The 14,490-nt window shown below is 47.9% G+C and carries 11 protein-coding genes; 3 read left to right on the top strand and 8 right to left on the bottom strand.

What is annotated here, in order from left to right; translation table 11 throughout:
* Positions 1 to 313: 313 nt before the first annotated feature.
* From fbaA to F557_RS0104200, 7 genes are all read right to left on the bottom strand, one after another.
* Positions 314 to 1,396, bottom strand: a complete 1,083-nt coding sequence (gene fbaA / locus F557_RS0104235; RefSeq protein WP_026297748.1) for a class II fructose-bisphosphate aldolase — start codon at positions 1,394 to 1,396, stop codon at positions 314 to 316.
* A gap of 81 nt (positions 1,397 to 1,477) precedes the next feature.
* Entirely contained in the window at positions 1,478 to 2,650 is a 1,173-nt protein-coding gene (locus F557_RS0104230; protein ID WP_019001005.1) for a phosphoglycerate kinase, read from the bottom strand.
* Between the two features lie 325 nt (positions 2,651 to 2,975).
* Positions 2,976 to 4,967: a transketolase gene (tkt, locus tag F557_RS0104220; RefSeq protein ID WP_019001003.1), complete on the bottom strand. Its 1,992-nt coding sequence runs from the start codon at positions 4,965 to 4,967 to the stop codon at positions 2,976 to 2,978.
* A 158-nt stretch (positions 4,968 to 5,125) separates the two neighbouring features.
* Positions 5,126 to 6,355, bottom strand: coding sequence for a BMP family ABC transporter substrate-binding protein (locus F557_RS0104215; protein WP_019001002.1), 1,230 nt, complete (start codon positions 6,353 to 6,355; stop codon positions 5,126 to 5,128).
* Positions 6,352 to 7,506, bottom strand: a complete 1,155-nt coding sequence (locus F557_RS0104210; protein WP_019001001.1) for a BMP family lipoprotein — start codon at positions 7,504 to 7,506, stop codon at positions 6,352 to 6,354. Before F557_RS0104210 ends, F557_RS0104215 begins: the two co-directional genes overlap by 4 nt.
* A complete protein-coding gene (locus F557_RS0104205; RefSeq protein WP_019001000.1) occupies positions 7,503 to 9,809 on the bottom strand; it encodes a bifunctional diguanylate cyclase/phosphodiesterase in 2,307 nt (768 codons plus the stop codon). The genes F557_RS0104210 and F557_RS0104205 overlap by 4 nt, the downstream gene beginning before the upstream one ends.
* Positions 9,810 to 10,018: 209 nt before the next feature.
* Positions 10,019 to 10,360: a phenylpyruvate tautomerase MIF-related protein gene (locus F557_RS0104200; RefSeq protein WP_026297747.1), complete on the bottom strand. Its 342-nt coding sequence runs from the start codon at positions 10,358 to 10,360 to the stop codon at positions 10,019 to 10,021.
* A 332-nt stretch (positions 10,361 to 10,692) separates the two neighbouring features.
* Between F557_RS0104200 and metK the strand changes: the two genes are divergently transcribed.
* On the top strand, positions 10,693 to 11,847 hold the full coding sequence (gene metK, locus F557_RS0104195) for a methionine adenosyltransferase (protein ID WP_026297746.1): 1,155 nt from the start codon (positions 10,693 to 10,695) through the stop codon (positions 11,845 to 11,847).
* 87 nt (positions 11,848 to 11,934) lie between these two features.
* On the opposite strand, the gene F557_RS0104190 is transcribed toward metK, so the two are convergent.
* Positions 11,935 to 12,786, bottom strand: a complete 852-nt coding sequence (locus tag F557_RS0104190) for a DUF5718 family protein (RefSeq protein ID WP_019000997.1) — start codon at positions 12,784 to 12,786, stop codon at positions 11,935 to 11,937.
* 261 nt (positions 12,787 to 13,047) lie between these two features.
* On the opposite strand from F557_RS0104190, the gene queF reads away from it, so the two are divergent.
* Positions 13,048 to 13,977 (top strand): NADPH-dependent 7-cyano-7-deazaguanine reductase QueF, encoded by a 930-nt coding sequence (gene queF, locus F557_RS0104185; protein WP_019000996.1) that lies wholly within the window; start codon positions 13,048 to 13,050, stop codon positions 13,975 to 13,977.
* A 30-nt stretch (positions 13,978 to 14,007) separates the two neighbouring features.
* On the top strand, positions 14,008 to 14,490 hold a 483-nt coding region (locus F557_RS22580), incomplete at its 3' end, for a hypothetical protein (RefSeq protein ID WP_026297744.1).

The raw sequence follows: 14,490 nt of genomic DNA, 5'->3' as shown, positions 1-14,490 counted from the left end.
GAGCAGAAATCAAATAATTACACCAACCTTCAGCTGGCTGATGATCAGGTTCGACAGAAAATGGAGGCTATTTTTTCCTCAGAAACTAGCCGCAAACTCGCAGACAATCCATTCGGGAAAAAACTTATCTTTTTACAAAACAGGTGTAGCAAGGATTAGCTGATTGTTCGAGACATGGGTTTACATAAATTTTTGCCAAAAAAAATTTATGTATCAATATCAAGAGCACGAAAAAAGGAAGCATCGCTGCTTCCTTGTCCGTTATTACTTTCTCAGCAAGGCCCCTGAATAAAACTCCGGACCGGCTTCAAAATTAGAGAGAGTTCTTAGACCCCAGCTCTTCGAAGGCTTCCTGGAGACGGGCAATCATGCTTTCCTGTCCCTTTCTGAGCCATACGCGAGGATCATAGTACTTCTTGTTAGGAGCATGTTCACCTTCAGGATTGCCGAGCTGTCCCTGGAGGTAAGCTTCCTTATCCTTGTAGTACTGAAGAACGCCGTTCCAGGTAGCCCACTGCGTATCGGTATCGATGTTCATCTTAACTACACCATAGCTTACAGCATCACGGATATCCTGAGCCGCAGAGCCAGAACCGCCGTGGAATACAAAGCTTAAAGGCTTGGAGCCCGCAGGAAGGCCCAGTTTCTCAGCAACATAGGCCTGGGAATCACGGAGAATGGTGGGCTTCAGCTTAACATTTCCGGCCTGGTATACACCGTGAACATTGCCGAAGGAAGCGGCAATGGTGAAATTAGGGCTGATCTTGCTCAGACGCTCGTAAGCGTAGTAAACGTCCTGAGGCTGGGTGTAGAGAGCAGACTCGTCCTTTCCGGAGTTGTCAACGCCATCTTCTTCACCGCCGGTGCAGCCAAGCTCAAGTTCGAGAGTCATATCAATCTTGGCCATACGCTCCAGATACTTGCAGCACAAATCAACATTATCCTTGAGAGACTCCTCGGAAAGGTCGATCATGTGAGAGGAGAACAGCGGTACACCGTGCTCGGCATAGTACTTCTCACCTGCATCCAGGAGGCCGTCAATCCAGGGAAGAAGCTTCTTGGCACAATGGTCAGTATGCATGATTACCGGTACACCGTAATACTCGGCAACATTACGGGCATGAAGAGCAGCAGAAATAGAGCCGAGAACCTGAGCCTGCTGGCCTTCCAGCTTAAGACCCTTACCGGCAATAAACTGAGCACCGCCGTTAGAGATCTGAACGATCACCGGAGCCTTGGCAGTACGAGCTGCTTCGATAACAGCATTGATGGAATCAGTACCAACACAGTTAACAGCAGGAATAGCAAAACCGTTCTCTCTGGCAACCTCGAAAACCTTGTTCAAATCTTTTCCGGCAACTACACCAGGCTTAACAACATCTAAAATCTTAGTCATTTCGACAATTTCCCAAAAAATGAAATATTAAACAAAAACGAAGCGGGAGGATAAATCCTCCCGTGGAACTGCACTACAAAATCAGGCCTTTTCGGCTGCACGCTTTTCAAGAATCTCCACAGCAGGAAGCTTCTTGCCCTCAACAAACTCGAGGAAGGCGCCGCCGCCAGTAGAAATGTAGGAAATCTTGTCAGTAACACCATACTTCTGAATAGCGTTGATGGTATCGCCGCCACCGGCAACGGAGAAGCCTTCACTTTCGGCTATAGCTTCAGCCATAGCCTTGGTGCCTTCGCCGAACTGATCGAATTCAAATACGCCTACCGGGCCATTCCAGAGAATTGTCTTAGCATTCTTGATTGTGTTGCAGATTTCAGCCATGGTCTTCGGGCCCAGGTCAAAAATCATATCATCATCGAGAACATCCTTAACATCCTTGGTTTCGGCAGCGGCACTTTCACTGAATTCCTTACCAACAACCACATCAACTACCTCGGGAATCTTGGTCTCCTTGGCGATCTGTGTAGCCTCGTCAACAAGATCGTTCTCATAGAGAGACTTGCCTACCTTGTTGCCCTGAGCAGCAATGAAGGTATTAGCAATGCCGCCGCCAACAATGAGGAGGTCAGCAATCTTGGAAAGAGAGTGCAGCACAGTCAGCTTGGTGGAAACCTTGGAACCGCCAACAATAGCAACCATCGGATGAGCAGGATTGTCCATAGCCTTGCCAAGAGCCTCAAGCTCAGCAGCCAGAAGCGGGCCGGCACAAGCAACAGGAGCAAACTGAGCTGCTCCATAGGTGGTGCCCTGAGCACGGTGAGCGGTACCAAAGGCATCCATTACAAACACATCACAAAGAGCGGCATACTTCTTGGCAAGAGCTTCGTCATTCTTCTTTTCGCCCTTGTTAAAACGACAGTTTTCAAGAACAACAACTTCGTTCTGATTTACTTCAACAGGAGTATCAAGATAGTCCTTTACCAGACGCACAGGAACATCAAGGAGTCCCTTCATGTACTCAACTACCGGCTTCAGGGAGAATTCCTCATTGTACTCGCCTTCGGTAGGACGGCCCAGATGGGAGGTAACCATGACTTTAGCGCCCTTCTCGAGAGCGAGCTTGATGGTCGGCAGCGTAGCGGTAATACGCTTGTCAGAAGCAACCTTGCCATCCTTTAAAGGTACATTCAAATCTGCACGAATAAGAACCCGCTTTCCAGCCAGATCCAAATCAGCCATCTTGATAATAGACATTGTATGATCCTCAACGGAATAAAATAAAAACCAAACCGCACCCGAGAAGCGAACACTCCGCAGGCACAGGTTTATTCAGACTGAGTTTATTCTACCCTATTTTGCCCGCCATGTCTTTACTCACAAAGAAATTATCCATTACCCCGAAAAGAGTTTTGACAACAAAAGGGAATTACAGAAATTTTCAGAATTTTCCAAAAAAAAAAAGGGGATTATCCCAATCCCCTTTCTGCACAGAATTCACATTTCCGGATGAACACCGGCACAATCTTCACAATGCTGCCAGTCTGTATATCGGCAGCAAAAATACGGAAAAACAGCCTTATTAAAACATGCTGTCAGCCAGAGAAACAGCATTCTCCACGGTAAATCCGAAATACTTGAAAAGCTTGTCTGCCGGAGCAGATTCCCCATAGGTATCCATTCCAAGAACTCTGCCATCAAGCCCCACATAACGATACCAGAATGAAGAAACTCCGGCCTCAATTGCCAGTCTTCTGCGACAGGACGCCGGAAGAACGCTTTCGCGGTACTCTGCACTCTGGGCATCAAAAATTTCGGTGCAAGGCATGGAAACTACCCGAACTGATCTGCCATCCTGTTCAATTACATCGGCGGCCTTCATGGCCAGTTCCACTTCAGAGCCTGTGGCGATAATAATCAGATCCGGTTCAGCAGAGCCGGCACGAAGCACATAGCCGCCTCTGGCTATATTTTCCAGTTGCTCAGGAGTACGCTCCATCTGCGGCAGTCCCTGTCTTGAGAAAATAAGAGCACTGGGACGATCCTGAGATTCCACGGCCAGTTTCCAGCAGACAGCGGACTCGACCTGATCACACGGCCGCCAGGTATTGATGTTCGGAGTCAGTCTCAGAGAGGAAATCTGCTCTACCGGCTGATGGGTAGGACCATCCTCGCCAAGGCCAATGGAATCATGGGTAAATACATAAATTACCGGCAGCTTCATAAGAGCACTCATCCGGACAGCATTCTTGGCATATTCCATAAAAATCAGGAAGGTAGCGCCATACGGAATAAAACCGCCGTGAAGCCAAACACCGTTCATAATGGCGCTCATACCAAACTCACGCACCCCGTAATGCACGTAGTTCCCGGAGGCATTGTCAGGAGTGATGGACACAGAACCATCAAACATGGTGAGATTACTGGGGGCCAGATCTGCAGAGCCTCCCAAGAATTCTGGAAGCAACGGCCCGAAGGCGTTCAGGGTATTCTGACTGGCCTTTCTGGTGGCCACTTTTGCCGGGTTCGCCTGCAAATCTCTTATATAGGCGGCAGACTTTTCAGCCCAGTCGGCTGGCAGCCGGCGAGCCAGGCGCCTTTCAAGTTCTAAAGCCAGCTCCGGGTATTCTTTTTTGTATCCTGCAAAAAGGTCATTCCAGGCTTTTTCCTTTGCAGCTCCGGATTCTCTGGCATTCCAGGCAGCATAGATATCCTCGGGGATTTCAAAGGGACCATAGTTCCAGCCCAGCTTCTGCTTTGCCAGCAGGATCTCCTCATCCCCCAGGGGAGAACCGTGACACTTCTGAGTTCCTTCCTTGTTCGGGGAACCGAACCCGATTACAGTCTTGCAGCAGATAATACTAGGTCTGTCTTTTTCATTCTGCGCCTGTCTGACAGCCTCAGCAACCGCCTCGGGATTGTGTCCGTCAACCTTCTGGACGTGCCAGCCGTAGGCCTGGAAGCGCAAAGCAGTGTCCTCGGCAAACCAACCGGAAGTCTTGCCGTCAATAGAAATGCCGTTGTCATCCCAGAACGCTATAAGCTTACCGAGCTTCAGTGTGCCGGCAAGAGAACAGGCCTCATGGGAAACACCTTCCATTAGGCAGCCATCCCCCATAAACACATAAGTGTAATGATTCACTACCTCATAGCCAGGACGATTGAACTGAGCCCCCAGAACCTTTTCTGCCAAAGCCATACCTACAGCATTGGTAATACCCTGCCCCAGAGGACCGGTAGTGGTTTCAACACCATCAGTATAGCCATATTCGGGATGCCCCGGAGTACGTGATTTCAGCTGTCTGAAATTCTTAAGATCCTCAAGAGACAGATCGTACCCGGAAAGGTGCAGAAGAGAATACAGGAGCATGGATCCGTGGCCATTGGAAAGCACAAAGCGATCCCTGTTAAACCACTTCGGATTGGCCGGATTGTGATTGAGGAAATCATGCCACAGCACTTCCGCAATGTCAGCCATACCCATGGGAGCACCTGGGTGACCGGAATTTGCCTTCTGAATTGCATCCATACTGAGAGCGCGAATCGCATTGGCCATATCTTTCTTTGTAGCCATCTCTGTTAACTCCTGAAAAATAAAAAAAGCAGCATCCTTAAGGCCTGCCGAAAAAGTCCCGAAACAATGCCCGCTATTGTAGCATGATTTAAGCGCCTGATTTAAAATCCTGATTCAAGCACGGTTTAAATGGCTGTCTAATCCTAAAATAATCCATGTCACTGATAGTAAAGCTCTCCGATTTCCCGCACCTGTCTGATAGCGGTATCGTAATCATATTCTATAACATGCTCCGAATCCGGAGCCTCCCCTTCCAGCACTCCGGTCTCAATAATATTCTGATTCAGCCACAAGGGCATATCTTCGAGATACCTGTCGGAAATCGAACTGTCAGCCGGAATGATAAGACGCATGCGGTTTGAATAAACCGGCCCGTAAAAAATCCTGTTAACTCCTTCCTTCATATGAGCAACTTCATTGCGGATTTCAATCTTGCTTTCTGCCGGCGCGTTACTGTTAAGCTGCGTAAATTCCACCACCTTCTGGCGGTAATCAAACCAGTAATTATGCCAGATTTTTCTCTCGCCGTTGTTTATAGCAGAAAAGAAGAAAGAATACACCACACCCATATTGTAATTGAATGTCGCCAACCGGAGATTGCGAATAGCGCTGGACTTGTCCCCGAATTCTCCAAAGTACATAATACCCTCGTTCTCGGCAATCTCGCACCACTGGCAGTTGTCCAGGGAACCGTTAAGAATATCAACACCGTTTTCCTTTATCAGAATTTCAGCGGCCTTGGATCCCAAAGCATGATCTTCCTTTATCCATACCAGATGAACCTTGGCAAAGGGATTAACTCTTTGAACTCCTAGAGCAAAGGCGTTTACCGAACGATCCTTGTTGTTATGATGAATTTCAGAAATGTAACCCACGTGTCCGGTTCTGGTCATTCGTCCTGCTAAAAGCCCTTGCAGATACTTGATTTCGTAGGTGCGGGGAATGTAGTTTATAACATTGTTTTCCCGGGAATCTCCGTCATACATGAAGAAGGTTACCGCAGGATAGGCCCGAAAAAGATTCCCCAGCTCCACATCATAAATGAAGCCGTGAATAAAGATATGATGAAAGCCTTTGGACACATATTCACTGACAATTCTGACAATATTGTCTGGCTGAGCATTCTCCACTACGGCAAGTTCAAGAGCCGGAAAATTTCGCGCTGATTCCACAAAGCCCTTGAGATGCAGATAATTCTTTTTGTCAATCTGCGACAGCCCTTTCTGAATCAGCAAAACCTTTTCGGTACCGCTGTCGGAATAATAGCTTTCCCGATAGCCGTCGCCATGGCCCATGGAGGAGCTGTAGCCATCAATGATAAACCAGAGCATCACCGAGAATATCGCCGCATTTATACACAGGAAGAGAATCCGTCTGTCATACTTCATAGCTCATCAACCCCCTCCACAAACCAGTCAATGCTGTACATGATATACAGAGGATCCAGCTTTTCTCCGCGCTTCACCCGAAGCTCTCCGTTATTATCGTAGATCGGGCCAGAAAACACGTCAAAACGGGACTGCACCATGAGATTAACAATCTTGTCCATTTCGGTCAGGGCCCGATCTGGCAGCAGCTTATAGTTTACATGGCGGATTACAGTATTTCCGGACTGAAAATCCACCCACTGACTCCCGGACTGGAACATTCCCTCGTTAACGGAAGAAATAAAGTGCTTGTAATAGACACCCCAGCGCCATGACGCCTCAGCCAGGGAATTCTCGCGGTAATAGTGGCCACCGTTACTGCCGTAGGAAATACAGAGAATACCGGCGTGATAGCAGAAAAAATCCACATCATCAGTGTCAATACTGTGGGTAATGGCCTGAATCTGCGGATAGCGGTGATAAAGCCTTCTGATAGCATCCTGAATCTGCTCGTGATCATGCCAGGTATTCGCCATTACCACGTGCACTCTGGCATCAGGACGCACATAGCGAAGTCCCATGGCAAAGGCATTTACATCACGATAGGTTTCAGGATTGCGCTCAGAAGCAATAAAGCCGAATTCCGGTGAATCCACGGCATATCCGGCAAGAATACCAGTAATGTACCTTATATTATGCATCTTGCCGCTGTATGAAAACAGATTCGGTCTCTGCTCTACCCGATCATCAAAAATCCCGGCGAAGAAATACTGCGGATACTGCAATGATTTCTCATTCACACAAACAGTGAACTCATAACTGGGTGCCATGATAAGGCCTCCCTTGCCATGAGTAGCCTCTACAAAACGGTCAATGTAATTGACGCACTTCTGGTAATTGACATTGTCATGGATTTCGGACTGCAGTCCCAGATGATTCACCGCATCAAGAAGTCCGTCAATATGAGCGTCTGCCCATGAACTGTCTCCTCTGAAGCCATTAACAAGCAGCATTACCATCACTTTTTGCTTCGAGGCCAGAGCATCCTCGATAACCACCTTGGTCTTAAAATCGCAGTAAAACAGAATCAGTATTGCCAGTCCCATGACAATCAGGGAGAGCATAATCGCCTGAATCTGATAATATGCAGCAAATTCTTTGGGGTTCTTCACGCCTTCTGCCCCTCTGTTTCACACTTGTCAATAAAACACTCATCCTGAGCCAGAAGCTTTTCAAAATCCTCCAGCGGCATGGGCTTGGCATAATAATAGCCCTGACAGTATTCGCAGCCCAGTCCCCGGAGAATCTCCTTTTGTTCGTAGGTTTCGATCCCCTCCACCAGGGTATGGATATTGAAGTGATGCGCAATCGAAATTATATCCTTGATAAGCAGAACGCTCTGGGAACGTTTTTTGCGAACGTCAATGCGATCGACAAATGACTTGTCAATCTTAATTATGTCAAATGGCATCAATGAGAGATTGGAAAGTGACGAATAACCAGTTCCGAAATCATCCATGGAGATCTTGAAGCCCAGCTTCTTGATTTCGCGCAGCACCTCCTGCACATGTCTGACATCGTCAATAGTGGCGCTTTCAGTAATTTCAATATCAATATAGGGAACCAGATCCTCAGCCCCCTGGATCTGCCGCTTGAGTTCCGTAAGCAGATTTGCATTCATGAACTGAACCTGAGAACAGTTCACAGAAATCGGAATCTGCCGGTAGCCCAGTTCCTTCCAGCGCCGCTGACATTCCAGCACCTTTTTGAAGACAAAATTATCTATTAGTGCAATAGAACCGTTTCTCTCAAAAATGGGGATAAACTGATACGGCGGCCGGATCCCCTCAAACTTGTAGTTCCACCTTATCAGAGCCTCGGCACCATACAGACGGTTATTCTTGAGATCATACTTCGGTTGCAGGTATACCAGAAACTCTCCTCGATCCAGTGCCGGCTGTAGCTCATGTTCAATCTGTTCGGATCTGATAATTTCAAGACGCATTGCCTTATCATAAACAGTGATGGTATGGCACCGAATATTTAGGGCCTTCTGCGTGATAGCAATGGTGCAGTTGTCTAGATCATAGTCCAGACGATCCTCGCTGGCCTCGCTGACAATTTCGTCATCGAAAACACAATTGGTGATTCCGGCAACAAAATAAGCTTTAAAATCCACCCCTGGTATAGTTTCCAGATCCTTCAAAAACTCCCCGATATAATCCCTGACATACTGAATATCGGCGTTACGGTACAGAATTACAAAATAATCCTGAACCCGGGCAATAAACACATCGGGATCGGTAACCCGCCGGAAAATTTCCGCGGAATGAAGCTCAATTCTTTCTGTTTCCTCAAAACCGTAGAGACGTGTTATATACTGGCGGTTCACCATTTCCAGCTTCACAAGAAACAGATCCTTTCCGTCAAAGCTTCCGGCAATGAATTTTCCGAACACCTCCCGCAGTCTGGCCTTGCTGAACAGACCGGTAACCTCGTCCTGATATGCCAGTTTGTAAATTCTTTTCTGATTCTGGTTGACAGTAAATTCATAGCTAAGAAGAAGAATGAGAAGCACCAGAATGGTGGCCACCTCTACCACCAGAAACATTCCCATAACCATCCGAGGATTATTGTTCACCACATCCACAGGAATAAGCATGGCATAGCTCCAGCCGTCAAACTGGGTAGGCGTAATAGAAAGATAATGCTCGGGATAGCGATCCACCTTGTAATTGTAGATCTCATTGACGTTCTGTTCGATAATGTTCTTCATCTCGGCAGGGGATGTCACCTGATAACGCTGACTGAGAACATTGAAGGTAAAGTAGGGTAGCAGTCTGCCGTCTGTGGAATGATTAACATAGACCACGTCTGAAAGATTGTAAAGCAGATACGTCATGACCGTTCGTTCGGTCTTAATGAAATTATTGCCCCGATTCAGATACTCAATAAGCTCATCATCCGAAGAGCGAATAAACATGACGTACTTGATGTAATCTCCGCTGTATACAGGCACCGCAAAAATTACGTCATAGCTCCCTCCGGAATTGGAGGAAGCTATCGTTACCACTGAATTACCCTGAAACGCTCCGGAAATTTTCTGAAAAACATCACGGGACACCATATCTCCGTGCAGAGTAACTCCGTGGATATCCACAACACCCACCGTGGAAAAACCGGTAACATCGGTAACGCTCTGCAACGCCTTTATAGAACTGCTGCCTCCGATGTTCTTACTGTCCCCCAGTGTCAGAGCCACCGATTTCATGGCATCCACAATGCCGGCAAAACTCTTATTAATTGCTTCGGTTTCAATCAGCGACTGTCTTACGAAATTTTCCTTTACATCGCCGTACATGACCTCACGGATTTTGTTCTGGAACACCAGAGAAACCACCATAAGGATAACAGTCATAATAACCACTATTATGACTGTCTGGCGATAGTTGCGTAAATCACTGAGGCGAAACATAGAAACAAATTCCGGCGGAAAAAAAACAAACCCGGGATGAGAGTATATCCGAAAAACCTCAACAATAATGTTTTTCAGGTCATGAAATAACTTTAAGCCGGCAGTGCCGGCCTGCCGGCGATCACAAAAAAGGCATTGGCACCCTCCCCCGAAACAACAACCCCTGATCCAGATTCGGTTCCGCGGAGAAAAGGTTCACGGCCTGACCATCAGAAATTGGATCCGTTCCAGCCCCAGTCAGAAACAGGAGTATAGGTAATATACAGAGCCCCACCGTTAACCCCGTAGTCGCCTGTGAGAATCCTGGTAATCTCCCCGGTCATCCTGGAGTAATTCTGAGAAGATGCACTTCCATAAAGACTGACGGCCACAAAAGCACCGTCCGGCTGCTTTTTGCCGGCAAACCAGAGATCAGCCCCATCAGAAATCGCCACCATTAGATAGCTTTCCGGTTTATGAATAATTGAAACGGCCTTTCCAAGGGCGCTTTTCAGGTTCTCCTTCTGAGAATCGGAAAGCTTTCCGGCAACCCTGACATCAATAAAAGGCATGGCAATTCTCCTTGAAACAATTGCAAAAAAAGCAACACCGGCTACGAAACGAAATTCTGAATTCCGGAAATCTCCGAAACCGGCAAAAACGTCACAGTAAAGCCGCACAGCACGGCACGGCGTTAATTATCGGAAAATTTCCGTTATTTTTTCAAAGAAGACCTGCAGGAGATCCCCTGTTTTTGTGTATTACTTCCCGAAATGCCTGTTTTGCGCGGCTTTTTCTGAAAAACCGCAGCAGGGCTTTTCATGATAAAATCACTGCAGAAAAACTAATGCCGGCGACAATGTACCGGATTATCCGGACTCACCGGCAAATTTCAGGAGAAGCTATGACCAGATTATTTACCTCAGAATCAGTATCGGAAGGACATCCCGACAAAATTGCGGACCAGATCTCCGATGCCGTGCTTGACGAAATTTTTAAAAGCGACACCGAAGCACATGTCGCGTGCGAAACATTTGTAAAAACCGGAATGGTACTGGTAGGCGGGGAAATTACCACCTCTACCTGGGTGGATATCGAAAGCCTGGTACGCAAAATTGTCTGCGATATCGGCTATAACAGTTCCGAGGTGGGATTCGACGGCAATTCCTGCGCCGTACTGAACGCCATCGGGAAACAGTCTCCTGACATCAATCAGGGGGTATCCCGGGCAGATCCAAAAGAGCAGGGAGCCGGGGACCAGGGCCTTATGTTCGGCTACGCCTGCAACGAAACCGATGTTCTAATGCCCGCCCCCATAACCTATGCCCACAGGTTGGTGATGAGACAGGCAAAGCTCAGAAAAGAGGGCGCTGTAAAGTGGCTACGCCCGGACGCAAAAAGCCAGGTTACCTTCGTATACAACGATGACGGTTCTATTCAGGGGGTTGATACCGTAGTGCTGTCAACCCAGCACTCCGAAGATGTGGCCAACAAAGAGCTTCACGAATATGTAATCGAGGAAATCATCAAAAAGACCATTCCGGCCAAATGGATATCCCCAAAAACCCGATTCCTCATAAACCCCACCGGACGCTTTGTAATCGGCGGCCCCATGGGAGACTGCGGTCTTACCGGACGCAAAATAATCGTGGACACCTACGGCGGATACGCCAGACACGGTGGCGGAGCATTTTCCGGAAAGGATCCCTCCAAGGTTGACAGAAGTGCCGCCTATGCCGCCCGCTACGTAGCCAAGAATATCGTAGCCGCCGGACTGGCCTCCCGGTGCGAGATCCAGATCTCCTATGCTATTGGAGTAGCAAAACCAGTCTCTCTGAGCATCAACACCTTCGGTACCGGCACCATTCCGGAAGAAAAGCTGATTGCCCTGGTAAACAATAACTTTGATCTAAGACCCTACGGAATCATCGAAATGCTGAAGCTGAAAAGGCCCCTCTACTTCAAAACCGCTGCTTACGGGCATTTCGGAAGAGAGGAATTCCCCTGGGAACAGATAGATCGGGCAGAGATCCTGAGACACGAGGCCGGAAACATCTGAAGCGCCTCCCGGTCCTAAACAAGAACGGGCGGAATCGAATCCTGTAACGCTTTTCGGTTCCGCCCGCTTTACTTTTCCCACTGAAAATTATCCCTGGACAACTACCTGTCTCAGCATGCTTATGCAGTCAAATCTGTCCCAGGTTTCAGTGCGCACCAGCTCTGCAATCTCGCTGTGGGACATGCCTTGAGGATAGAGCACCACATAGCAGACATCCCCCAGTCGCACATATTCTCTTTCACCGAAGGAAGTGTATCTGGTAGCTCCGATGCTAATCAGGGCATACTCCGGGTATCCAGTCAGGTTCAAATACTCGGAAATGTTCTCCTGCGGTCCTTCATCCTTCTGGTTGTTCATCCGATCTCTAATCCAGGCCATCAGCTCCCCATACATGTAGCTATAGTCGTTAACAGCACTGTCAACCCCGTACTCATAAAGATTGCCATCTCTTTTCAGAAAAGAGGCTATCCGATAACCGGCAATATTCCCTGCGGGAGAAAAAGAGTCAATCCTGATCATGTTCGAGGAAAAGCCCTTTGTAGCAATCCCCCAATTCTTTTTAGTACTGATCTTTACTGCTCCCGGACGGCGAATTGAACAGTCATTATAGGCTCCAAAATACTCCGGAATCAGTGTCCTTACCTGCCGTTCCCCGTCGTATTCAATGCGGGTCAGAACGCCGACCTCGGGTTCCGGCTGCAGGTTCGCGTCCAGTTCTCCGGCCGGTATCCGGATTTCTGATGAAGACAACGGAAAGACCTTTAAAAAGGAATCCGACATTCTGCCGGAGGGGGCCGGAAGATAAAAAGGAAAAACAGCCTTCGGCGCCCGGGCATCGGCTACTTTCACATCCTTAAAGCTTTCCAGTTCCCCAGCCTGTTCCAGATGTCCGGCAAAGTTTCCGGCAACTCCCAGACCAATAACCTTTATCAAATCCATAAACCGCTCCTAAAATTGCATGTACATTCCGATGCGACTATTCTACCCTGAAAATCACAATTCCGGGACAGCTGTTCCCATACTTCCGAAGACCGTTCCCAGTCCTTGGAACATCAGCAAATCCCTTCAGGATTTCTACATTGAAGATTCACCATTGGGAACAGCCGCGCAATTTAAAAGCGTATTCCCGGGGTATCGGCATTTTTAGGAAAAATCCTGTTAGAATACATATTATCAAGCACAACACGGACGTTATTTGTTATGAACCTCCCCCAGAAACTTCCTGCAAACATACCTCTCGGACAGCAGATCCGTCCTGACATCTCCAGAAATCCGATCCTCCGGAATGGAGAAAAACGCTATCGGTGTCTAGATCCGGAAAACCCCGCGGACTTTCCGTACAATCCCGCACTTCTATGCCCCGTATCCCGCGCTCTTAACAGAAACACTCTGGATATCAGAGTCCCGTTTTCCGGATACGATCTCTGGCATTTCTATGAACTCTCCTGTCTGGATCCTCTGGGGCTTCCCCAGGTATTTACGGGAGAATTCGTAATTCCTCAGGACTCACCGTTTCTTATAGAATCAAAGTCACTGAAGCTATATCTCAACAGTTTCAACATGACAGTGGTATCCTGCATGGCCGATTTTCAGGAAATAATCCGCCGGGATCTTTCAAAAGCGGCCGGGAAGGAAGTCTCCGTACGAATTTTCCCCCTGTCTGCAGAGCCTACCCAGGAACTAGCCGTACAGTATCCCTCCGGTATTCTTCTGGAGGACGAAATCAGATCCCGGGCACAGAATACTGATCCGATAGACTGCTACGAGGTTAACCCGAATCTTCTAAAACAGGACGACTCAGGAAAAACTGTAACAGAAACTCTGATAACCCATCTCCTGCGCTCGAACTGTCTGGTAACTGGGCAGCCTGACTGGGGCACTCTTATTGTTTCCTATACCGGAAGACAGCTTAATCACGAAGCTCTGCTGAGATATATTATCTCTTACAGAAACCACCGGGAATTTCACGAGCACTGCGCAGAACGCATTTTTACAGATCTGGAAAACCATGCCGATCTTGAACATCTGGATGTCCGGGCCTGCTATACCCGGAGAGGCGGCATAGACATCAATCCCCGAAGATGCTCCACTGAGATATATCCAGAGAGCATCAGGCTGGAAAGACAGTAAGGATATGAGTCCGATTTAGGAGTAACTGCCATGCTTCTCGACAGTTTTCTTTTAGCCGTTATGATTCCGGCCTATCCTCTGGATCCCGCCCAGGAGATTCCGGAAGCCGTGCGCATTAGTGCCATGCAGGAATTTACCAATCCCTACAAATGCTCCCAAAACCTCAATAACTATATGAACGGTCTCGGCGGGCGGGAAATTTTCAGAAAACCCGACAGCGAAATAGAGACTGATTTGCATCATGTATACTCCGATCTCTGGATTCTGAGCATGAATGTCGGCTATTCCTGCGATATCTCCCAGAATCCTCCCGGAAAAGACAATAACAGCAACACATCGGAGATTCTGAAAAAGCATCTCAGCGACACCTCTTCGGGATACCTGAACAACTACTACAGCTATAACAGCCTTCGAGCCCGCATCAGCAGGGAACAGTTATCACGGGACAGCATTCACAAGCTTCAGGAATTTGCTGTTCTGTCAGAATCTCGGCATCAGAACTCAGAGGAAAAG

It is taken from the genome of Succinimonas amylolytica DSM 2873, from assembly GCF_000378405.1.
Classification (GTDB): Bacteria; Pseudomonadota; Gammaproteobacteria; order Enterobacterales; family Succinivibrionaceae; genus Succinimonas; species Succinimonas amylolytica.
This window is presented reverse-complemented; position numbering and strand designations above follow the sequence as displayed.